This window comes from Streptomyces rectiverticillatus (genome assembly GCF_013394065.1).
Taxonomy (GTDB): domain Bacteria; phylum Actinomycetota; class Actinomycetes; order Streptomycetales; family Streptomycetaceae; genus Streptomyces; species Streptomyces rectiverticillatus.
On record NZ_CP040752.1, the window covers coordinates 1,691,350 to 1,713,307 of the forward strand.

Here is a 21,958-nt window from a genome sequence, read left to right on the forward strand (position 1 = left end):
GTGTTACGAACCGGCGTCCCATGTATGAAAAACATGTGTCGGATTCCTTGACCGATCAAGGAGCATCCACGCATTCTTACCCGCAGGTAAGTTAACGGCCTTTCAGTCCAACTCCTGTTCCTGGTCACCCGTGTGCCCACCGCCGGGTCCATCCCCCACCAGCGAGGTGTTCATATGAAGCTGCCCTGGAGACCCCTGCGCACCCTGCTCCCCGCCCTGGCTCTCACCCTCTCGGCCGCCGCCCTCACCGCCCCCGAGGCCGCGGCCGCACCGTCACACGACGCCCGCCCCGCCGCTGCCGCCGCCTCCGGCAAGACCGTCAGCAGCGGCTGGAACGACTACTCCTGCAAGCCGTCGGCCGCCCACCCGCGCCCCGTCGTCCTCGCGCACGGCACCCTCGGCAACTCCTGGGACAACTGGCTCGTCCTCGCGCCCTACCTCAAGAACCGCGGGTACTGCGTCTTCTCCCTCGACTACGGCAAGCTGCCCGGCGTGCCGGTCTTCTACGGTCTCGGCCCGATCGCGAAGTCGGCCGAGGAGCTCTCCGCGTACGTCGACAAGGTCCGCGCCGCCACCGGTGCGGACAAGGTGGACATCGTCGGCCACTCGCAGGGCGGCGCGATGCCGCGCTACTACCTCAACTTCCTGGGCGGCAAGGACAAGGTGAACTCCCTCACCGGCATAGCCCCCAACAACCACGGCACGACGCTGTCCGGCCTGGTCACCCTGATGGACAAGATACCCGGGGCCCGTGAGGCGCTCGGCGGTCTGACGCCCGGTCTCACCGACCAGGCGATCGGCTCCGACTACCTCAAGCGCATGAACTCCGTGCCCGACACCGTGCCGGGCGTCCGCTACACGGTCATCGCGACCAAGTACGACGAGGTCGTCACGCCGTACACCTCGGGCTACCTGTCCGGCCCCGGCGTACGCAACATCCTGCTCCAGGACCTCTGCTCCGTGGACCTCTCCGAGCACATCGCGATCGGCACCGTCGACCGCATCGTCGCGCACGAGGTCGCCAACGCCCTGGACCCGGCCAACGCCACCCCGACCACCTGCGCCTCGGTCCTCGGCTAAAACCACTGGCCCCACGCCTCCGCCGTGGGGGAGTCTCACCCCCATGAGCACCGAGAGTCCCCTGCACCCCCCGCACCTCACCACCCTGACGGCCGGCAGTGACGTGACGGTCACCCTGGTCAAGGAGTCCCGGTCCGGCATCGGTTACCCCGCGGTCGTCGTGCGCGACGACGGCACGCACGCCGTCGTGCGCGCGCCGTGGGCGGCCCCCTCGGACCGGGACTTCGGCTTCGTCCGCTTCGAACGCGGCGACGTCTTCACCGAGCACTACTGGCGCGACCGCTGGTACGCCGTCAAGGAGGTCCGCACCGCCGACGGCACCCTGAAGGGCTGGTACTGCGACATCACCCGCCCCGCGCAGATCACCGGGGACGGCGTCGTCTCCACCGACCTGGACCTCGACCTGTGGGTCTCGGCGGACGGCACCACGGTGCTCCGCCTGGACGAGGACGAGTTCGAGGAGAGCGGCCTGGAGCGGCACGACCCGGCAGCGGCGGGCCGGGCACGTGCGGCCCTGGACGAGCTGGAGCGGCTGGCCCGGGCGGGCGGGCTGACGGGGTTGCTGGGCTAGCAGGGCCCCGCCCGGCGCCCTCCTGCGCTCGGGTGGACTCGGAGCGGTCCGTAGGCTGTGGGCGACATCGATCCCGTACGCGGGTTCGGTTCGCAACGGTGAGCCGGGATACGACCGGACGACACAGACTGCTTCGAGGTGAGTGAACTTGACGGATCCGGGTGGGGCCGCGGGCGTGCCCAGTGAAGGCCGGGGAGAGGGCGTCACGGCCCGCCGGCGGATACCCCTGCTCCTCGCGGTGACGGGTGTCGCCTACGCGCTCGACCTGGGCAGCAAGCTGGCCGTGGTCGCCTGGCTGGAGAACGGGAACCCCGTCGGGCTGATCGGCAGCTGGCTGGAGCTGCAGGTGATGCGCAACCCCGGTGGGGCGTTCGGCATCGCCTCGGCGATGACCATCGTGCTCACGCTCGTCGCCACGACCGTCGCCGTGGTGATCGTCCGCCTGTCGCGCAAGCTCTACAGCGCCCCCTGGGCCATCGCGCTGGGGCTGCTGCTGGGCGGTGCGCTCGGCAATCTGACGGACCGTCTCTTCCGCTCCCCCGGCGGCTTCGAGGGCGCGGTCGTCGACTTCATCTCCGTCCGCGGTTTCAGCGTGATGAACCTCGCCGACTGGGCGATCTTCTGCGGGGGCGTCCTGATCGTGGTCTACTCCTTCCTCGGATGGGAGCTGGACGGCACCGGGAGGGAAACCGGCCGCGAGCGCGCCGAAGCCGCCTGACCCCGTCCTCCCCGTCGGTCGCCGCCCGGCGCGCACGATTCCCCGCGCGCCCGGCCGCGCACTGATGAGCCGCTGGCGAACCGGGGCCGGGCCATGGATCCGGTGCGGTGCCGGGGTGGACGCTGTGACTTCCCATCCCTCGTCCTTGAGGAACGTCGTGTCCCTCGTGCCCAGTTACCGGCCGCCGGTCACCGATCTCCCCGAGCCCGAACCCGGACCCGAGCGGGTCAGCCCGCACATCGACGAAGCCGCCGCGTTCACCGACCGGTGGGTGCGGCGCACCGGGCTCATCCAGTCCTTCTCCGCCCAGCGGCGCTTCCGCCGGGCGCGCTGCGTCGACCTCGCGGCGCGGGTGGCTCCGCAGGCCACGTGCCCGCGGCTGCAGCGGACGGCGGCCTGGATCGTCTGGTTCCACGCCCTGGACGACCGGTGCCGCCATCCTCGCGGGGAGGAGTACGCGTTCGGGTTCGGTACGCTGCCCGACTTCCTGCCCACGGACGGCGGGCCCACCCCGCCGGCCCGGACGGCGCTGCAGAGAGCCCTCGCCGACGTGTGGCGGATGACAGCCCCGGCGATGTCGCCGGCATGGCGCGAGCGCTTCGCCGCCCGCTTCCGCGAACTCGCCGACCGGCGGCCGTGGGACGGCCTCGCCGCGGGGTCCGCCCTCGACCTCGTCGAGTACGTCTGCGGGTGCGAACTCCCGCCTTCCGCACGCGAGCTGGCGTCGTTCCGGTCCGTGTCCGGTGCCGCCACGTCCGTGCTCTCGCGCGACGGTACGGAGCCGGAAGCGGAGGAGTTCCGGAATGCGCTCCGGGAAGCGCTTCGGGATGCGCTCCACGGCTTCGCGGCCGAGGCGGCACGGGCCGGGTTCCCTCCGGCCGCGCTCTCGGCGGTGTCCGCCTACGCCCACGCCCTCACGCTCTGGGCGGACGGCCTGCTGGCATGGGCCCTGCGCGGCGGCCCGGCCGGGGCCGACGCCCCCGAACCCGGCGGGCACCGGCCGCTCCTCCTCGCCGAGGACGTCACCGGCGTCCCCGTCGACCTGCTGCGCCCACGGCGTCCCGCGCCGCCGCCCGTCCCCTCCACGAGCGGCGGCGCGGGCACCGCCCTACATCGTGGCCGCGAGTAGCTCGCGCGTGTAGGGGGCCTTCGGATCGCCGAACACCTCGTCCCGCGGCCCGCTCTCCACCACGGCCCCGGCCCGCATCACCGCCACCCGGTCGCAGAAGTGCCGGACGACGGCGAGGTCGTGCGAGACGAACAGCAGGGACAGGCCCAGCTCGTCACGGAGGTCCATGAGGAGGTTGAGCACCTGCGCCTGCACGGAGACGTCCAGCGCCGACACCGGCTCGTCCGCGATGACCAGGCGGGGGCGGAGGGCCAGGGCGCGGGCGATGCCGATGCGCTGGCGCTGGCCGCCGGAGAACTCGTGCGGGTAGCGGCCGAGGTGGGCGGCCTGCAGACCCACCTGCTCCAGCAGCTCCACGGCCCGGGCGCGGCGCTCCTCCCTGCCCAGGGCGGTGTGCACCCGCAGCGGAGTGGTGACGATCTCCTCGACGGTACGGCGCGGGTTGAGCGACGCGTACGGGTCCTGGAAGACCAGCTGTACGTCGCGGCTGAGCTCGCGGCGCAGGCGGGTGCCGGCCGCGGCGCGGGAGATGTCCCGGCCGTCGAACCGCACGGCCCCCGACGTGGGGCGCTGCAGCCCCGCGAGGACCCTCGCCGTGGTCGACTTCCCGGACCCGGACTCGCCCACGAGGCCCAGCGTCTCGCCTGCGCCGATGCGCAGACTCACGCCGCGCACCGCCTGGACGGCGCCGCGCCCGCCCCACAGCCGCCGCCTCCCGCCGAACTCCACGCGGAGGTCGACGACTTCGGCCAGCGGCCAGGCAGCTCCCGGCCCGGCACCGGCAGGCGCAGTTCCCTCCGCCGCAACGGCGCTCAGCCCCCGCACCGCTGCCCGGCGATGCCCAGCCACCCTCTGCCCGGCACCGCCGGACTCCACCGCCGGACGACCCACCGTCGCGGCGGACACTTCCTTCCCGGCACCGGCACACGCAGCTCCCTCCGCCCCGGCGGACACCCCCTTCCCGGCACCGGCACGCGCAGTTCCCTCCGCCGCAACGGCGCTCAGCCCCCGCACCGCTGCCCGGCGGTGCCCAGCCACCCTCTGCCCGGCACCGCCGGACTCCGCCTCGGTACGACCCGCCGTCGCGGCGGACAGCTCTCGCCCGGCGCCGGCGGCCGCAACTCCTTCCGCCGCCACGGCGCTCACCCCCCGCAGCGCCACCCGGCCGCCCCCGGCCGGCGTCTGCCCGGCACCGCCGGACTCCGCCACCAGACGGCCCGCCGCGGCGGCGGACACTTCCTTCCCGCCGGCGGCCGGAGCAGGGTCGTCGACCGTCGGCAAGCGTGTCCCCGGCACCGTGTTCAGCGTCGGGGCCGCGCCGATCAGTGCTCTTGTGTACGGGTGTGCCGCGTCGTTCAAGAGTGTGCGGGTGGGGCCCTCCTCCAGGCCCCTCCCGCCCCGCATCACGAGCATGCGGTCGCACGTCTGCGCCACCACCCCCACGTCGTGGGTGATGAGCAGCACCGCCGTGCCGCTCTCCTCCTGCAGTTCCGCCAGGAGGCCGAGGACCTGCCGCTGGACGCGCGCGTCCAGCGCCGTCGTGGGCTCGTCGGCGACGAGCACGTCGGGGCTGTTGATCAGCGCCATGGCGATCATCACGCGCTGCCGCATGCCGCCCGAGAACCGGTGCGGGTAGTCGCGGGCGCGGGCGGCCGGGATGCCGACGCGCTCCAGCACCGCGAGGGCCTTCTCCTTCGCGTCGGCGCGCCGCCCGGCGCCCGCCGGGGCGTGCACACGGTACGCCTCCGCCAGTTGCGCGCCGACCGTGTGGAAGGGCGAGAGCGCGGCGAGCGCGTCCTGGAAGACCATGGCGATCCGCGCGCCGCGCAGCGCACGCACCGCGGACTCGGGCGCGCCGGCGACCTCCGTGCCGCCGACCAGCACGCTGCCGCTCACCCGCGTACGGGCCGGGTCGTGCAGCCCCATCGCCGCGAGCCCCACCGTGGACTTGCCCGAGCCGGACTCCCCCACCAGCCCCAGGACTTCACCGCGTTCCAGGTCGAAGGAGAGGCCGTCGACGGCCGTGATCCACGTACCGCCGCGCCCCTTGAAGGAGACCGTCAGGTCGCGTACGGACAGGGCCGGGGTCATGTGAGCCTCACCCTCGGGTCGAGCCGGGCCACCACCAGGTCGGCGAGGGCCACGAACACCACGACGAAGAAGGCGGCGAGCAGCACCGTGCCGACAACCGTGGGCAGGTCGTTCTGGACGACGGAGTCGACGGCGAGCTTGCCGACGCCTCCGAGCCCGAAGACGGTCTCGGTGATGAACGCGCCGCCGAAGAGCGCCCCGGCCTCCAGCCCGAGCAGCTGGACGAGGGGCCCGGCGGCGCCGCGCGCCGTGTACTTCCCGTGCGCCCGCAGCGCGGTGAGCCCCTTGCCGCGGGCCGTCCGCACGTACCCCTCGTGCATCGTCTCGAGCGTCTGGGAGCGCGCGAGGCGGGCGAAGACGGCGGCGTTGACGAAGCCGAGGACGAGCCAGGGCAGGAGCAGCCCGGCGGCCCACGCGCCCGGTCCCTCGGCGAGGGGGACGTAGCCGGGCAGCGGCATCAGATCGGTCGAGTAGACCAGCAGGTACTGCAGGGCGTAGCCGAGGAAGTAGATCTGCACGCTCGCCCCGACCAGGGTGAAGCCGGACAGCAGCCGGTCGGTGGCGGTGCCCCGGCGCAGCGCGGCGGTGAAGCCGGCGCCGATGCCGAGGACGACGATCACCACGAGCGCGCCGCCCGCGAGCGACAGCGTCACGGGGAAGCGGTCGCCGATGGCGTCGAGGACCGGCTGGTGGAGGGTGTAGGAGTAGCCGAGGCAGGGCGCGGCGCAGTCGATGGCGCTGCCGTCGACGTCGCTGATGGTGCGGCCGGCGACGAGGCCGCGCAGGTAGTCGAGGTACTGGGTGGCCAGGGGCTGGTCCAGGCCCATGCTGTGGCGGACGGCCTCGACCTGTGCGGTGTCGCACTTGGGGCCGCAGGCGATGAGCGCGGGGTCGGAGGGGGCGGCGTAGAAGAGCCCGAAGGCGGCGGCGGTGATCGCGAGGAGCACCGCCGCGGCCTGGAGGGCCCGGCGCAGGAGGTAGCCGGTCATGTCGGGGTCAGGGCTTTCGGTCGTGGTTTCCTGTCGTGGCTTCCGGGGTCAGGACTTCTTCAGGTACAGGTCCGCCGCCGCGATGGAGCCGTAGATCGGGTGGATGGCGGCGCCGCCGACGTTCTTCCCGCGGAACTGGGTGACGCCGGTGTAGAGGAACGGCACGACCGGGACGTCCTTCATCACGGTCTGTTCGAGGGCGATGAGGGCGTCGGCCTTCTGCTGCGCATCACCGATGGTCGAGATGCGCTCCAGCTCCTTGTCGACCTCGGGGTTGCTGTAGCGGATGGAGTTGGCGAGGGCGTCGAGCTTGCTGTGGTAGCCGTCGGGCAGCAGCGTGGACGGGGTGGGCCAGTCGACGGAGTTGGTGGACAGCCACAGGTCGTAGGGGGCCGGTCCGCGGAAGACCTCGTTGGTGAAGGCGGCCTTCTCCAGCGGCTTGGTGACGAGCTTGATGCCCGCCTCGGCGAAGGCCTCGACGAGGACCTGGGCGAGCCTGTCCTTCTCGGGGGCGTCGCTCTCGTACGCGTAGGTGAGCGTGTCGACCTTGGTCTTCGCCCTGGCCAGGTGTTCCTTGGCCTTCTCGGTGTCGCCGGCGGGCGCGACGGGGTAGAGGTCGTACTTCTTCCAGCCGACGACGGCGGGCGAGGAGAGCGTGGTGGCGAAGTCGCCGAGGCGGGGGCCGCCGAGGACCTGGCGGGCCTGTTCGCGCGGGAAGAGGTAGTGGATGGCCTTGCGGACCTCGGGGTCGGTGACGCGGCTGTTCTTGATGTAGAGGTCGCTGGTGTAGGCGCCCCGGCTGCCGGCGACGAGGAGGTCCTTCTTCTTCGCGTCGCGCCGGGCCTCGGCGTAGAGCTCCGGCGGCACCTCGCTCTTGGTGGAGAGGGTGTCGGGTCCGCTGCCGCGCCCGTTGAGGACCTCCTGCGCGGTGTTGAGGATCTTCTTGCCGAAGGTGAACTCGAAGCGGTCGGCGTACTGGTGGCGGATGGGGTCGGTCTCCGGCTTCCAGTGCGGGTTGCGCTCCAGGGTCAGGCTCTGGTTCTGCTTGTGCCCGGCGATCCGGTAGGGGCCGGTGGCGAAGGGCCGGGTGTCGTAGCCGGTGCCGGTGTCCTTGTCCTTGCGGACGGGGGACGAGGAGGACTGGGCCGCCATGTAGGGCACGTCGGACTGCGGCTGCGGGAAGTGGAAGACGATCGTCTTGGCGTCGGGCGTCTCGATGGCGTCGAGGTCGCCGTGCTCGGGGCCCGCGTACTTCTCGACGGCGGCGGTGCGGTCCTCGGAGCCGGTGAGCCACTCGGGCCAGTAGGTGGGGCCGAGTTCGAAGCCGGGGGCGAAGGTGCGCTCGATGCCGTACTTCACGTGCTCGGAGGTGATGGGCTCGCCGTCCTCCCAGGCGATGCCGTCCTTGAGCTTGTACGTCCAGGTGCGGCCGCCGTCGGAGGACTGCCCGGCGTCGGTGGCGAGGTCGCCGACGAGCTTCGGCTTGCCGTCCACCACCTGATACTGCGTCAGCTGCCGCCCCCACAGCAGGGACGTGCTGTACGACTCGCCCGCGTAGATCTTCTGCGGGTCGAGGTGGCCGTAGTCGTCGGCGTTGGCGATGCGGATGGTGCCGCCGGTCCGGGCGCCCTCGACGGCGGGGGCCGGGCCCCGGCTGTCCTCGGCGGTGCCGAGCGTGGCAGTCAGCCGCTGCCCGCTCTTGGCGGCCGTGGCGCCGCCGTCCTTCGCCCCTTCCGCGCCCTCGCCCGCGCCGGCCGAGCAGGAGCACATCAGCAGGGCGACGGCAGTGGCGAGGGCCGGAACGGCTGCGGTACGCGGGCTGATGCGAGGCATGGGTGAACTCCGGGTTGAAGAAGGGAAAGGGATGCAGTGCGCCCCGTTAGGGGCGCGGGGCGGTGTCAATCTGCGGCTCCGCCGCGTGGGCGCGACCAGCCAAAACGGGCCCGCAGTCGAAACTCAACACGCGCTGACGCGCTAACCCGCCGTACGCGGATCGAGCGCATCCCGAACCGCGTCGCCGAGCAGATTGAAGGCGAGGACGAAGACGAGGATCGCCACACCCGGAAAGACCATGTACGTCGGGTCGTCGTAGAAGACCTCGGAGCCGCGGGAGATCATGCGGCCCCAGTCGGGCACCGGCTCGTCGATGCCGACGCCGAGGAAGGACAGCGCGGCCTCGGCGGTGACGATGCCGGGGACGGCGAGCGTGACGTGCACGAGCACGGGCGCCCAGACGTTGGGCAGCAGCTCGCGCAGCACGATGTGCCGGCGGCTCGCCCCGACAGCCCGCGCCGCCTCGACGAACTCCCGCTCGCGCAGGGCCCGTACGGAAGTGCGCAGGACCATCGCGAGCGGCACCCAGCCAAAGGCCGAGAAGACCAGGATGAGGGAGGTGAACTGCATCCAGGCGGGCTCGTTCTCACCGGGGCCGACGAAGCGGGTCCGGATGACCGGGCTCAGTGCGAGGAGGAGCAGAAGTGTCGGAAAACCGAGCAGCACATTGCATACGAAAGTGAAGACCCGGTCGGCGAGACCGCTGAGATAGCCGACGGTCACCCCGAGGACGACGCCCGTCACGGCGATCACGGCGACGGAGGCGAAGGCGACCAGCAGCGAGGTGCGCATGCCGTACAGCAGCTGGGCGAGCACGTCGCGGCCGAGGCCGGGTTCGATGCCGAACCAGTGGTCGGCGGAGATGCCGCCGTTGGGCAGGACCGGCAGGCCCTCGGCGCTGAGCAGCCCGGTGCCGTGCCGGCCGTAGTGCTCGGTGGGGTTCTTCCCGTACAGGGCCGTGACCAGGGGCGCGGCCGCCGCGAGCACGGCGCAGAACAGCACGACGGCGAGGGCGGCCATGCCCGTGCGGTCGCGCCGGAAGGCGCGGCAGGCGGTGGCGAGGGGCCCGCGGGAGGGCGCTTCGAGGGGTCCTCCTGAGTGCACTTCGGCCATTTGCTGCCGCGCTCCTGTATCGCTCCGGCCGCCGGTTGGTCACACGGCGGGCCTCTTTTCGGCCGGTGTGCGAGGGTCTCCCGCCCCGGGTTGCGGATCATTAGATCCAATGAATCAGGTGACGGCAAACCATCTTTTTGAAGGCAATTTTGATAATTCATCAAGGATTACAAGGAATCTTCGCTGGTCAATGTCCCCGTAACATTAAATCCCCGCAATTGCCCCTAATCGGGCATGCGTGAAAGCCGGACCACCTCCCCCGCGTCTCGTACGAGACGTGCCTCACACGAGTTCCGGCCACTACTGAGGGTTTTCAACCAGCGACTGAAAGTGTTCGACCAATGTGCGTTCATGCTCAACTTGGGCAAGACTCCCGTCCGTTATCTGCAGCCACGAGCAAGGGAGTGTTCGGAATGCGGTACATCACTGGGGGCATCGCGATGGGCGCCGCGCTCGCACTGGGCGGCGGCCTCCTGGCCGCCGGAACGACGACCGCGAGCGCCGCACCCGCACCTGTCCCGGCAGCACAGACGCAGAGTCTGTACGCCTCCTCCGCCCTGGTCCTGACCGTCGGTCACGGTGCGAACTCCACCGAGGCCTCGGTCGACCGTGCGGTGACGCTGACCTGCTTCCCCAAGGCGACCGGCTCGCACCCGGACGCGAAGGGCGCGTGCGCAGCACTGCGCGCGGCCGGCGGTGACTTCGAGAAGGCCACCACCATCAAGTCCGGTACGGCCTGCACCAGGGAGTGGAACCCCAGCGTCGTCACCGCCGACGGCGTGTGGGAGGGCCAGCGGGTCCGCTTCGAGCGCACCTTCGCGAACCCGTGCGAGGCGAAGGCGGGTAAGGGCACGCTCTTCGAGTTCTGAAACCCCCCGCAGAACAGCTGAACGCGAGGCGGCCCCCGGACACCGTGGAGGTGTGTCCGGGGGCCGTCCTCCGTCGTCCTTCCGCAGCCGTGCGCAGCCGTTCGGGAGCCGTTTCAGGAGCCCTTTCAGGAGCCGTTTCAGGAGCCGTTTCAGGAGCCGCCGAGGGTCGCGTTGTACGCCGCGAGGACCGGTGGCAGGGGCTGGAAGTACGACATCCCGCCCCTCGTGCAGTCGCCGCTGCCGCCGGAGAGGATCCCCAGGGCGTCGCTGCCGGAGAAGTAGGAGCCGCCGCTGTCGCCGGACTCGGCGCAGGCGGTGGTCTCGGTCAGGCCGGTGACCTGGCCCTCCGGGTAGTTGACGGTCACGCCGGTGCGCCTGACGGTGCCGCTCTTCACCCCGGTGGTGGACCCGCTGCGCCGGACCGTCTCGTTGACGACCGCGTCACGGGCGGCGGTGACGGTCTGCGACGTACCGTCGTAGAGGTTCACGGCGCTCGGGTGCTCGACGGCGCCGGTGGCGGGGTACACCGCGAGGGCGTAGTCGTGGACGGGGAAGACCGCGTTCTCGGTCGTCGCGATCTGCGGGCCGCCGTTGGTGGCGCGCCAGGCGGCCTCCGCCTTGCCGCAGTGCCCGGCCGTGACGAAGCCGTCCGGCCTGCCGGCCCGCTTGACGTTGAAGCCCAGGGAGCAGCGGTGGGTGGAGCCGAAGATCGCATCGCCGCCCGCGATGTACCGGGTGAGCTTCGCGGACGTCCTCTTCACCAGCACGGCGTCCCCGAGGGACCCGACCGACTTCTTGAGCTGCGCCAGCTTCGCGCCCGTGACCGTGGGGTCGGCGGTCACGACGACCCGGTTGAGGGTCGGGTCCGTCCCCCAGGTGGTGCCGGGGATCGCCTCGCCCGCGTCCAGCGCGGCCTTCGCGGAGTCGAGCTCGGCCCGGGAGTTGCGGACGGCGCGGGGCTGCCCGCCCGCCGTACGGACCAGGTCGGCGACCTTTCCGTCGGTGATGTTGACGACGAGCCTGCCGAGTGTGGAGTCGTAGTACGAACCCGCGATGGCGTCCTCCGTTCCGGCCGGGAGGGCCCGGGCGACGGCCGCGGCGTCGGAGGCGGTGAGCGCGGAGGCCGGGGCGGGCGAGGCACCGGCCTGCTGCGGACTGAGGGTCACGGCCGCGAGGGCGGCCGTGGCTGCGGCTGCCAGGGCCGCGCGCACGGAGATCCATCTACGCTTCAACTCGGCACCTCCAGTGGGGGGTTGGGCACCGCCACGGGATCACCGCGGGCCCGGAGGGGGTACGACATGGGTCGCCTCCGGCTTTACAGAGGGCGCGTCCATGCCAAGTCGACCAATCGAGTATCCCGGAACCGGGGAGGGCGCGCACAAGGCGGACTGCTCCTGCGCGCGTGTCGCTTTACGCGCCCCGGCACGGGATGCGCGCGGGAGTGCGGGGAGTTGCCCGGCGGCGCCCGCGAAAATCCGGCGCCGCCGCCTTAGCCCACCGGGGTGGCCCCGGACGCCACCGGCACCACCGGACTAGGCCGTCCGGGCGACCCACGAAGACGGCGCCCCCAGAACCCGTGGCCCCCAAATCACAGACGGCAACGGCGCCTGCATCCCCGCCGCAACGGCGAGACCCCCCACGAGCCATTCCGGCAGCGGACACCGGGAGGACCCGCGGGTGCAGGCGCCACGGCGGGACGCCGTACGGCACCGCCGGGCCGCACCGTCGAGGCTGATCACCGCCGCGGCGGAAAAAGAGCCCGAGCCCTCCAGCTCCACTCCGAAAGAAGCCCGCACCGACGCGCCCTCAATCCAAAGCGCCGCCAGGCCAGGCCCTACCCCCGCCGCAACGGCGAGACGCCCCACGAGCCATTCCGGCGGCACCGAGCCGACCGGCACCGCCGGACAGCCGCGGCGGACACAAAGGCTGCGGCAGCAGATACCGGGAGGGCCCGAGCGCCCCCGGATCCAAGGCGCGCGGGACCCTTCGCTCCGCCGCCACGGCGGGACGCCGAACGGAGCAGCCCGGCGGTGCCGTACGGCCGACGCCGCCGGGCTGCGCCGTGATCACCGCCGCGGCGGACACAAGGGCCGGAGCCTCGGAATCAGCGCTGCCGGGCACCTGCCAAGGCCCGTACCCCCCGCCGCAACGGCGAGACGCCCCACGGCGTGACCCGGCGGTGCCGGATGGTCGCCATGGCTGCCGGACGCAGGAAGGTCCAGTCCTCGGGTTGCTGCAAGCCGTCAAGGCTTCGGGGTGCCCGGGGGCAGTTCCTCCGGGGGCTGCGGGGGCTCTACGGCCGGGTCGGGCGGCGGCGGCTTCGCCGCGCGGGGCGTGTCCGGGGGCACGAGGCCCTGCTGGGCCGAACGCTCCAGGAAGCGGAGGAGTTCCACCGGGAACGGCAGGACCAGCGTGGAGTTCTTCTCCGCCGCCACCGCCACCACCGTCTGCAGCAGCCGCAGCTGCAGCGCCGACGGCTGGTCGGCCATCGTGGCCGCCGCCTCGGCGAGCTTCTTCGACGCCAGCAGCTCCGCGTCCGCATTGATCACCCGGGCCCGCCGCTCGCGCTCCGCCTCCGCCTGCCGGGACATGGACCGCTTCATCGTCTCCGGCAGCGAGACGTCCTTGATCTCGACGCGGTCGATCTGCACGCCCCACCCGATGGCGGGGCTGTCGAGCATGAGCTCCAGGCCCTGGTTGAGCTTCTCCCGGTTGGAGAGGAGGTCGTCGAGGTCGCTCTTGCCGATGATCGAGCGCAGTGACGTCTGAGACATCTGGGACACCGCGAAGCGGTAGTCCTCCACGGCGATGACCGCCTCGGCCGGGTCCACGACCTTGAAGTAGACGACGGCGTCCACGCGGACGGTGACGTTGTCGCGGGTGATGCCCTCCTGAGCGGGCACGGGCATCGTGACGATCTGCATGTTCACTTTCCGCAGCCGGTCGATGCCGGGGACGATCAGGGTGAACCCCGGGGGACGGATCTCGGGCAGGAGCCGCCCGAGCCGCAGCACCACGCCGCGCTCGTACTGCTTGACCACGCGGGCCGCCGACGCGACGTACACCGCCCCGGCGGACGCCGCGGTCACGGCTGCCACCACCAGTTCCTCGACCATGGCAGGCCCCCTGCCGTACATCTCAGGTGTTATGTCCACGGTATGCCCGTATCGGGCACAGGGTCGAGCCCCCGGCCGAGGTGCGGGCCGGGGGCTCTTGTGCTGCGGAACGCGAAACCAGGGCGTGCGGGACCCGGAGGGCGAGGCCCCCTGAGGGCCTCAGACTGCCTCAGAGGCCCTCAGCCGATCGTCACCCCGTACGCCCTGAGCGCCGGGCCGACGGGCTGGAAGTAGGTCGTCCCGCCGGAGCTGCAGTTGCCGCTGCCTCCGGAGGTGAGGCCGAGGGCGGTGGAGCCGGCGAAGAGGGCGCCGCCGCTGTCGCCGGGCTCGGCGCAGACGTTCGTCTTGATGAGGCCGCGGACGACCTGACCGTTGCCGTAGTTGACGGTGGCGTTGAGGCCGGTGACCTTGCCGCCGTGCAGGCCGGTGGTGGAGCCGCTGCGCTGCACGGACTGGCCGACGGTCGCGTTGCCGGCGGCGGTGATCCGCTGGGTGCGGCCGTTGTAGAGGTTGACCTCGCTGGGGTGCGGGAGGGAGCCGTTGGTGTACTGCACGATGCCGTAGTCGTTGCCGGGGAAGCTGGTGCCCGTGGTGGGGCCGATGCTCGTGGTGTGCCCGGAGTTGCTGTAGTAGGGCGGCTTGCCCTCGGTGCAGTGGCCTGCGGTGAGGAAGTAGGCGGTGTTGCCCTTGCGTACGTTGAACCCGAGCGAGCAGCGCCAGCTCGGGGCGTAGATCGCGTCGCCGCCGGCGAGGAAGGGGCGGAGGGTGCCGGGGGTGCGCTCGATGCGTATGGCCTCCACCGCGGCGCCGGCCTTCTGTTTGATCTTGGCGATGGCGGCGGCGGAGACGGTCGAGTCGGCGGTGACGACGAGCGTGCCGGATTCCTGGTCGACGGCCCAGGCGGTGCCGGCGACGTCCGCGGCCTGCACGGCGGTGCTCGCGGCGGACAGCTGGGCGGCGGAGTGTCTGACGGGGGCCGATGCGCCGTTGCTCTCGGCGTGGGCGGTGGTGCCGACGAGGGCGGCCGCGGCGGCGAGGGCGGAGGCGAGGGCGACGCGTGTCGCAGTGCGTGTCGCGGTGAGTGTCGCGTGGCGGGGGGTGGTGCGCTTGATCCTCACGTTCTTCCTCCCGAGTGGGGTCGGTGAGGCGCAGCCAGAACGGGCACGCGGGATTCCACTTTCGTCGTGCCCCTGACAAGCGCTGTTCGGGAGTATTCGGGCCACGCGCCGACCCCCGCAAGAGCATCTTTCGGACGGCGCGCACCCGGATCCGGCGGTGTCGCGCTAGCCCACCAGCACGCGGCGCTCCCCCGCCGGAACCGCGATCGGCAACGTGTTCCCCGGCGGCGGGAACGGGCAGATGAAGTGGTCGGCGAAGGCACAGGGCGGCAGGAGGGCGTGGTTGAAGTCGACCGTCACCCGCCCGTCGACGCCGGGCGCGGGCGTCCGCAGGAACCGGAAGCGGTAGCTGCTGTCCCCGCTCGTACCGTCGGCGAACACCGCCCACAGCGTGCCGTCCACCTCGACGGCGACCTGCAGCGCGAATGCGGAACCGGCGGCGGTGAAGGACAGTTCGCCGTCCAGGCCGAGTCCCCGCTCCCGCCCGTCCGCGTTCTCCACCCGCACCCTGCGGCTGCCGTCGTACGGGCGGAAGACCCCCGGCAGCACCCAGTCCTCGTCGTACTCGAAGACGTCGATCGCGGTGAACGCCCGCCGCCCGGCCGAGCCGGGGTCGAAGACGCGCACCGCCCACAGCCCCTCCCGGCGCAGCACCACGAGCTTGCGTCCGCCGTAGTCGACGCGGGCCGTCGCGGCCGGGCCCTTGTCCGGGCCGAGCCGGACCTCACCGCTCAGCGGCCGCCCGTCCGCGGTGAGCCCGTCGGCGGCCGTGGCGGTCAGCAGGACGGCGTCGCCGTCCTCGGTCCAGTGCCCCGGGATGGCGGGAAATCGCCCCTCGGCGGCGTCGGCGAGCCAGTAGGTCCCCGTGAGCGCGAGCGGCCCGTACGGTGCGCAGACCGTCTCCGTACGCTCCTCGTGCCACGTCTTCCACTGCTGCCGTGCGTCGTTGCCCGTGTCCGTGCTCATGACGGTCCACCTTTCCATACGGGCAGCGGCAGCCCGAGGTGTTCGCGGAGCGTCGCGCCCGTGTACTCCGTACGGAACGCGCCACGCTCCTGCAGCAGGGGCACCACGCGGTCGACGAATTCGTCGAGCCCTCCGGGGGTGAGGTGGGGAACGAGGACGAAGCCGTCGGCGGCCCCGGCGGTGACGGCTTCGTCCAGTTGCGCGGCCACCGAGGCGGGGGTGCCGATGAAGGACTGCCGGGCGGTCGTCTCGATCACGGTCTGCCGGATGGACAGCCCCTTGTCCTCGGAGACGGCGCGCCACCGGGCGGCGACGGCGAACCGGTCGGCTGTCCGCGTCCGCCCCCGGGCCACCTCGCCGCCCGGCTCCGGGTGCGGGTCCGGGTCCGGGTCCGGGTCGACGTCGGGCAGCGGCCCGTCGGGGTCGTAGCCGGACAGGTCCCGGCCCCACACCTGCTCCAGGGCGAGCAGCGCGGTCTGCGGGGAGACCTGCTGCCTGCGGATCTCGGCGGCCTTCTCCCGGGCCTCGGCGTCGGTGTCCCCGAGGGCGAACGTCACCCGGGGCATGATCTTGAGGTCGGCGGTCCGCCTCCCGTACGCGGGGAGCCGCCGTTTGACGTCGGCGTAGAAGGCCCGGCCGGCCTCCGGCGTCCCGTGCCCGGTGCCGTGCTGTCCCGGGTGACGGCTCCCGGTCCCCCAGCGGGCGCAAACGACGTCGGCGGCGGAGGCCGCGAACTCCCGGTCCTCGCCGGAGTCCCCAGCCTGGATGACGACCGGGTGGCCCTGCGGGCTGCGGGCCACGTCGAAGGTGCCGGAGACGGAGAAGTGCCGCCCGTGGTGGGCGAAGGGGCGCGGCACGCCCCCGGGCGTCCACGAGTCCCACAGCTCGCGCGCGGTGGCGACGAACTCGGCGGCGCGGGTGATGGGGGTCCCCCCTGTTCGGCGGAAGTCCTCGCCGGTGATCGTGTTGGAGGAGGTGACGGGGGAGGTGACGACGTTCCAGGCGGCGCGCCCGCCGCTGAGGTGGTCCAGGGAGGCGAGGCGCCGGGCGAGTTCGTAGGGCTCGTTGAACGTGGTGTCGGCGGTGGCCGCCAGGCCGATCCGGTCGGTGACGGCGGCCAGGGCGCTGAGCACGGTGACCGGCTCGGGCCGGCCGACGACGTCCGGGTCGTGGATCCGGCCCTTGTGCTCGGGCGGCCCCGGCCGCAGGCCCTCGGCGAGGAGGAAGAAGTCGAAGAGGCCGCGTTCGGCGGTGGCGGCGAGGTGCCGGAAGGACGAGAAGTCGATCCGGCTGCCGGACCGCGGGCCGGCACACACGGTCGTGCTGTTGACGCCGGGGAAGTGGGCGGCCAGGTGCATCTGCTTGCGGCGGCGTGCCCCGGGGGCGGTCATGCGGGCCTCCTCGCGGTGGCGTAGCGGTTGGCGGGGCGCGGCAGGCACAGGTGCTCGCGGAGCGTGCCGCCGGGATAGAAGGAGCGCAGCAGGCCGCGGTGCTGGAGTACGGGCACGGTCCCGTCGACCAGCAGGGCGAGGTCCCGGTCGGGGTCCTCGGGCCGGAAGTGGAAGCCGTCGACCACGCCGTCGGCCCACCAGGAGCCGGCCAGGCCGGCGAGGGCGACGGCGTCGGCGGCCGCGTACAGCGCGACGGGCAGGGAGGCGAGGACGACGATCCGGCCGGGGTCGCGGCCGAGGGAGCGCAGCCGGGCGTGCAGGTCGTCGCGGGCGGCGCGGACCGCGCCGGGAGTGGGCGCGGGCCCGGTGCGGACGTAGGCGACGTCGGCGTGGCGGGCGGCCGCCGCGCGCGGCAGCAGGCGGGTGGCGTCGACGGCTATCACCGGCCGCCCCTGCGGGGGCCGGGGCACGATGGAGGGCCCGCGGACGGAGAGGCCGGTGGCCGCGTCACGGATCCCGGCGTCGTCCTCCGCGCTGTCCCAGAGCCGGGCGGCGACGTCGGCGACGGCCCCGGCCTCGTGCCACAGCTCGTCGGCGGGGGCCGCGGCACGGCGGCCGAAGTGGCGCGCCGCGGCTTCGGTGCCGGAGACCTCCACGGTCCAGCCGGCGCGGCCGCCGCTGACCCAGTCGAGGGTGGAGACGGCGTCGGAGACGTGGAACGGGTCGGTGTGGGTGGTGGTGACGGTGGGCACCAGGCCGATGCGCTCGGTGGCGGGCGCGACGCGGGCGAGGACGGCGAGGGCGTCGAGGCGGCTCTCGCCGCGCCGGGGCGGGCCGAGCGTGTCGCCGAGGGTGACGAAGTCCAGCCTGCCGCGCTCGGCGAGGCGGGCCGCGCGGACGTAGGGCTCGGCGTCCCGGACGCCGGGGCGGTCGATGCTCACGGCCAGGTGCAGGGGCCGGATGGGTGCGGACATGGGCTTCCCTGGGGGTGCGGGGCCACGGTGGGGCCGAGGGCTCGGTGGGGTGGTCGCTCGCCGTCGCGGCGGGGGAGGTGCCCGTCCCCTCCCATGTCCGGCAGGGGCGGCAGGGACAGCGACGAGGGAGGGCATGGGAAGGCTCCGTGGATACGGGATCGGACACGGGACGTGCCTTCACATCGGATGCGTCGTGCGCATCCGGCCGCGCCCCTCAGCACGGCCGAACTCCGAGGCTATTCGCGTGCACTGGCCAACTGTCAAGCCCGTCCGCACTCCTGTCCACACTGCGGGCAGGCCGTCTCAGCACAGTTGACGCGGAAACGGAAGGCTGTTCCACTTGGCCCATGCACCCAGGGCAACGACTGGTCACCCGGGATCACATCGACTTCGGTCGGGTGTGGTCCGCGTCGTGTCCCGGCTTCCGTGCACCTCTTCCGGGTTCCTGCCCGGGCTGACCGCGCTTCCCGCGGAGCCCTCACGCCTTCACGCCCTCACACCTGTACACCCTCACACCTCTACGCCCTCACGCCTTCACATCCGCGGCGTTGCGCCGCACCCTCCCCTCGCATCGCGCTCGACCACAAGGCTCGCCCTCGTTCTCAACAGCCGCAGTCACAACCGCAGTCGCAGTCACCGCAGCAGTCACAGCAGTTGCAGCAATCGCCGCAGCCGCTGCAATCACAGTCGCTGCAGTCGCACTTGTGGCACCAGCCCTCACGCTGCTGACCGTCCCACGGATCGAAGTACGGGTCCCGGCAGCAGACCTGACACGTGCAGAAAAGCGTGGCCCACACCGCACAGCCGGCTATCAGCCCGCGCCGCCTCCCCCGCCGCGGCGGCTCGGGCGGCGCGCCGGGCGGCAGCTGCCCCGGCGGCATCTGCCCCGGCGGCATGACCGGGGGCGGCCCGAACGCGCCCTGCGGCGCGCCGTCCTGGAGAGCGGCGGGCCCGGCGTGCCCCGCCGGTCCGGCGTGCCCGGCGTGCCCGCAGCCCGCCGTACCGAACGCCCGGTCGACGGCGCGCTCCAGCTCGTGCGCGAGCAGGACGTGCGCGAGCCGGCTCTGGCTCCTGCTCGCGAAGTCGACCTCGCGCAGCGCCAGACGGACACCGTGCACGGCGTCGTCGCACAGCCTGCGCACCTCGGCGAGGTCGGTGCCGGTCGCGGCGACGGGGTTCCACGCCCCGGTCTCCGCGTCCTCCGCCATGTCCTCCACGGCGTCCAGCAGGTGCGCGAGCCGCCCGAAGAGCCTGCCCGCCTCCTCCAGGGGCTCCTTGTTGCCCGGCCGTCCGGCGAGCACGGCGGTGTAGCCGAAGGCCGCGGCGGTGGCCGTCTCGGTGGGCTCCGTCACCGTCAGCAGCGACGTCCCCGCACCGGCCAGCGCCTCGATGCCGGCCTGCCGTTCGACCGCGTCGACCAGGACGGCGGTGTCGAAACCGAGGTCCGCTCCCGTACGGGCACCGGCCCGGTCCCACTTCGCGGCCACGCGGCGCGCCGCCGCGGCGATCGGGCGGCGCGCCAACACGCCGTCGCCGTCGGCGACATGGTCGCGCATCTTCGCCGACGCCAGCACCAGCGAGACCGAGGCGGCGAGACGCGCCCCCTCACCCTTGGCCACGGAAGCGGCGCGCATGCCGCGCAGCGGGCACGGTCCGGCCGTGCGGCGCCAGGAGTTGGCGCCCTCGTCCGCCGGCGACTGGGCTTCCACCAGGACCGAGATGACCAGACCGTCGTAGTTGGTGGCCGCGCGCGCGAACTGTCCGTGGTCGCCGCGCAGCGCGAGGCACAGTCCGCACAGATGCGCCATCCATTCCGTGCGCATGGCCTCTGACAGCCGGTGCCGACATGGCCTTATGATCCCGAACAAAACCCAGCCCCCGTGTGTGGTGTGAATGGACCCGGGCATCCTAATCACCTGACCACCCGACCCGACCGGGGCCCGCCCCGCGCCCCCCGATCGCCCGCCGTAGCCGCATATGCCCAGGTCCAGGGCGTAAGAAGGGGCCTGCGGGGTTTCTGACGCACCGCCAACCGGTTTGCACCAGATGCGTCACGAAATGCTCGTCCGGCGGCTATCCACTTGGCACACCATCCGCATCATGGACGACGATAGAGAAGCGGACGGAACACACCGCGTGTGAGAGGAGGCGTCCATGGGATCGGTGCGCAAGGCGAGTGCCTGGCTCGGCCTCGTCGACGACAGCGATGACGAGCGCTACTACGACGACGAGTACGCCGAGGGACCCGAGCCCGGTGACGCCTGGGTCACCAACCCCAAGGTGCGGGTGGCGGACGAGGCCGCGCAGGAACAGGGCACGCGCATCGCCACCGTCACCCCGGACGGCTTCCGCGACGCCCGGGGCATCGGCGAGCTCTTCCGCGACGGCGTCCCGGTGATCGTCAACCTCACCGGCATGGAGCCCAACGACGCCAAGCGCGTCGTGGACTTCGCCGCCGGGCTGACGTTCGGGCTGCGCGGCTCCATCGAGCGCGTGGCCAACCGCGTGTTCCTGCTGACCCCCGCCGACTACATGGTGGTCAGCGGGGAGCCGAGGGGACGGGCGAACGGCGGCTTCTTCAACCAGAGCTGAGTTCCGCGGCGAAGCCGCCGAGGGGCGAGGGCTTACCGGAACGCATCGAGACCGGTGAGCGCCTTGCCCAGCACCAGCTGGTGCATCTCCACCGTTCCCTCGTACGTCAGCACGGACTCCAGGTTCGTGGCGTGCCGCATCACCGGGTACTCCAGGGAGATCCCGTTCGCACCGAGGATCGTCCGCGCCGTCCGGCAGATCTCGATCGCCTCCCGCACGTTGTTGAGCTTGCCGAAGCTCACCTGTTCCGGCCGCAGGCTCCCCGCGTCCATCCGCCGCCCGAGGTGGTGCGCCAGCAGGATCCCCTTGTGCAGCTCCACCGCCATGTCGGCGAGCTTGGCCTGGGTGAGCTGGAAGCCGCCGATGGGCTTGCCGAACTGTTCGCGCGTGCGCGCGTAGTCGAGCGCGGTCTCGAAGCTCGTACGCGCTGCGCCCATCGAGCCCCAGACGATGCCGTACCGCGCGTGGCTCAGGCAGCTGAGCGGGCCGCGCAGCCCGGTGACCTCCGGCAGCACCGCGTCCGCGGGCAGCCGCACCTCGTCGAGGACCAGCTCGCTGGTGACGGAGGCGCGCAGCGACCACTTGTGCCGGATCTCCGGCGCGGACAGGCCGGGGCTGTCGGTGGGCACGACGAAGCCCCTGATGCCGTCGTCGGTCCGGGCCCAGACCACGGCGACCCCGGCGACCGAGCCGTTGGTGATCCACATCTTGCGGCCCGTCAGCACCCAGTCGCCGCCGTCGCGCTTGGCGTGGGTGCGCATGCCGGCCGGGTCCGAGCCGTGGTCGGGCTCCGTCAGGCCGAAGCAGCCGATGGTCTCCCCCGCGGCCATCGCCGGGAGCCACTGCTGCTTCTGCTCCTCGGAGCCGAAGCGGTGGATCGCGTACATCGCGAGGGAGCCCTGGACGGAGACCAGGGAGCGGATGCCGGAGTCGGCGGCCTCCAGTTCCAGGCAGGCCAGGCCGTACTGGACGGCGCTCGCGCCCGCGCAGCCGTAGCCGCTGAGCTGCATGCCGAGCGCGCCGAGCGCGCCGAGTTCGCGGGCGAGCTCCCGGACGCCGGGGAGTTCACCGGCCTCGTACCACTGGGCGATGTGCGGCAGGACGCGGTCGGCGGCCCATTGCCTGACGGTGTCCCGGACGGCGCGGTCCTCGTCGGTGAGGAGCTCGTCGATGCCGAGGGGATCATGCGGGTCGAACACGGCTGCCTCCGGCGGGGTGCGGGCGAATGTGTGATCGCTTTCGCTTCGCCAGCACGCTACGGCCGGGTAACCGGCCGAGTCCAGAGGATCCGGGCGCCGGTTCGGCACCGCCGGACAATGTCGCAGCGGTTGCTCGCCGTTGCGGCGGAGGAAGGGCCCCGGTCCCGCCCTTTCACCGTTTCCCGGGGGCAAGCCCCCGGCCCCCCGCA

18 protein-coding genes are annotated in these 21,958 nt (G+C 72.6%); 6 read left to right on the forward strand and 12 right to left on the reverse strand.

The genetic code is table 11. From position 1 onward, the window contains the following. Positions 1–174 precede the first annotated feature (174 nt). The 4 genes from FGW37_RS07105 (at position 175) to FGW37_RS07120 (ending at position 3,498) form a co-directional block, all read left to right on the forward strand. Positions 175–1,080, forward strand: a complete 906-nt coding sequence (locus tag FGW37_RS07105; protein ID WP_179080280.1) for an esterase/lipase family protein — start codon at positions 175–177, stop codon at positions 1,078–1,080. Positions 1,081–1,123: 43 nt separating this feature from the next. Continuing rightward, a complete protein-coding gene (locus FGW37_RS07110; protein ID WP_179080281.1) occupies positions 1,124–1,651 on the forward strand; it encodes a ribonuclease FAU-1 family protein in 528 nt (175 codons plus the stop codon). 148 nt (positions 1,652–1,799) lie between these two features. Further along, entirely contained in the window at positions 1,800–2,369 is a 570-nt protein-coding gene (locus FGW37_RS07115; RefSeq protein WP_179080282.1) for a signal peptidase II, read from the forward strand. 157 nt (positions 2,370–2,526) lie between these two features. Further along, positions 2,527–3,498 carry a terpene synthase family protein gene (locus tag FGW37_RS07120; protein ID WP_179080283.1) on the forward strand — a complete coding sequence of 324 codons (972 nt, stop codon included), beginning with the start codon at positions 2,527–2,529 and terminating at the stop codon, positions 3,496–3,498. Here FGW37_RS07120 and FGW37_RS33225 read toward each other — a convergent pair. The 4 genes from FGW37_RS33225 to FGW37_RS07140 all read right to left on the reverse strand — a co-directional run bounded on the left by FGW37_RS33225 (position 3,478) and on the right by FGW37_RS07140 (position 9,524). After that, on the reverse strand, positions 3,478–5,589 hold the full coding sequence (locus tag FGW37_RS33225) for a dipeptide ABC transporter ATP-binding protein (protein ID WP_179080284.1): 2,112 nt from the start codon (positions 5,587–5,589) through the stop codon (positions 3,478–3,480). The genes FGW37_RS07120 and FGW37_RS33225 overlap by 21 nt on opposite strands. Further along, a complete protein-coding gene (locus tag FGW37_RS07130; RefSeq protein ID WP_179080285.1) occupies positions 5,586–6,578 on the reverse strand; it encodes an ABC transporter permease in 993 nt (330 codons plus the stop codon). Before FGW37_RS07130 ends, FGW37_RS33225 begins: the two co-directional genes overlap by 4 nt. A 48-nt stretch (positions 6,579–6,626) precedes the next feature. Continuing rightward, positions 6,627–8,411 carry an ABC transporter substrate-binding protein gene (locus FGW37_RS07135; protein ID WP_179080286.1) on the reverse strand — a complete coding sequence of 595 codons (1,785 nt, stop codon included), beginning with the start codon at positions 8,409–8,411 and terminating at the stop codon, positions 6,627–6,629. A 141-nt stretch (positions 8,412–8,552) separates the two neighbouring features. Further along, entirely contained in the window at positions 8,553–9,524 is a 972-nt protein-coding gene (locus FGW37_RS07140; RefSeq protein ID WP_179080287.1) for an ABC transporter permease, read from the reverse strand. A gap of 413 nt (positions 9,525–9,937) precedes the next feature. On the opposite strand from FGW37_RS07140, the gene FGW37_RS07145 reads away from it, so the two are divergent. Further along, complete coding sequence (locus FGW37_RS07145; RefSeq protein WP_179080288.1) at positions 9,938–10,393, forward strand: subtilase-type protease inhibitor; 456 nt, start codon at positions 9,938–9,940, stop codon at positions 10,391–10,393. Positions 10,394–10,542: 149 nt separating this feature from the next. Here the strand turns inward: FGW37_RS07145 and FGW37_RS07150 are convergent, their stop codons facing one another. From FGW37_RS07150 to FGW37_RS07180, 7 genes are all read right to left on the reverse strand, one after another. Next, positions 10,543–11,625: a S1 family peptidase gene (locus tag FGW37_RS07150; RefSeq protein ID WP_179080289.1), complete on the reverse strand. Its 1,083-nt coding sequence runs from the start codon at positions 11,623–11,625 to the stop codon at positions 10,543–10,545. Between the two features lie 1,011 nt (positions 11,626–12,636). Further along, the gene (locus tag FGW37_RS07155) at positions 12,637–13,509 is read right to left on the reverse strand and encodes a slipin family protein (RefSeq protein ID WP_246430302.1); all 873 of its coding nucleotides are present in this window, start codon (positions 13,507–13,509) and stop codon (positions 12,637–12,639) included. A 179-nt stretch (positions 13,510–13,688) separates the two neighbouring features. Next, the gene (locus FGW37_RS07160; RefSeq protein WP_179080290.1) at positions 13,689–14,627 is read right to left on the reverse strand and encodes a S1 family peptidase; all 939 of its coding nucleotides are present in this window, start codon (positions 14,625–14,627) and stop codon (positions 13,689–13,691) included. A 165-nt stretch (positions 14,628–14,792) separates the two neighbouring features. After that, the gene (locus FGW37_RS07165; protein WP_179080291.1) at positions 14,793–15,593 is read right to left on the reverse strand and encodes a DUF1684 domain-containing protein; all 801 of its coding nucleotides are present in this window, start codon (positions 15,591–15,593) and stop codon (positions 14,793–14,795) included. After that, on the reverse strand, positions 15,590–16,984 hold the full coding sequence (locus tag FGW37_RS07170; RefSeq protein WP_179080292.1) for an NtaA/DmoA family FMN-dependent monooxygenase: 1,395 nt from the start codon (positions 16,982–16,984) through the stop codon (positions 15,590–15,592). The genes FGW37_RS07165 and FGW37_RS07170 overlap by 4 nt, the downstream gene beginning before the upstream one ends. Continuing rightward, positions 16,981–17,958 carry an LLM class flavin-dependent oxidoreductase gene (locus FGW37_RS07175; RefSeq protein WP_179080293.1) on the reverse strand — a complete coding sequence of 326 codons (978 nt, stop codon included), beginning with the start codon at positions 17,956–17,958 and terminating at the stop codon, positions 16,981–16,983. The genes FGW37_RS07170 and FGW37_RS07175 overlap by 4 nt, the downstream gene beginning before the upstream one ends. A 602-nt stretch (positions 17,959–18,560) precedes the next feature. Then, positions 18,561–19,826 (reverse strand): DUF5685 family protein, encoded by a 1,266-nt coding sequence (locus tag FGW37_RS07180; protein ID WP_179080294.1) that lies wholly within the window; start codon positions 19,824–19,826, stop codon positions 18,561–18,563. 286 nt (positions 19,827–20,112) lie between these two features. Here FGW37_RS07180 and FGW37_RS07185 point away from each other — a divergent pair, with 286 nt between their 5' ends. Beyond that, positions 20,113–20,550, forward strand: a complete 438-nt coding sequence (locus tag FGW37_RS07185; RefSeq protein WP_058045069.1) for a cell division protein SepF — start codon at positions 20,113–20,115, stop codon at positions 20,548–20,550. Positions 20,551–20,582: 32 nt separating this feature from the next. Here FGW37_RS07185 and FGW37_RS07190 read toward each other — a convergent pair whose 3' ends face one another. Further along, on the reverse strand, positions 20,583–21,749 hold the full coding sequence (locus FGW37_RS07190) for an acyl-CoA dehydrogenase family protein (protein ID WP_179080295.1): 1,167 nt from the start codon (positions 21,747–21,749) through the stop codon (positions 20,583–20,585). Between the last annotated feature and the right edge of the window lie 209 nt (positions 21,750–21,958).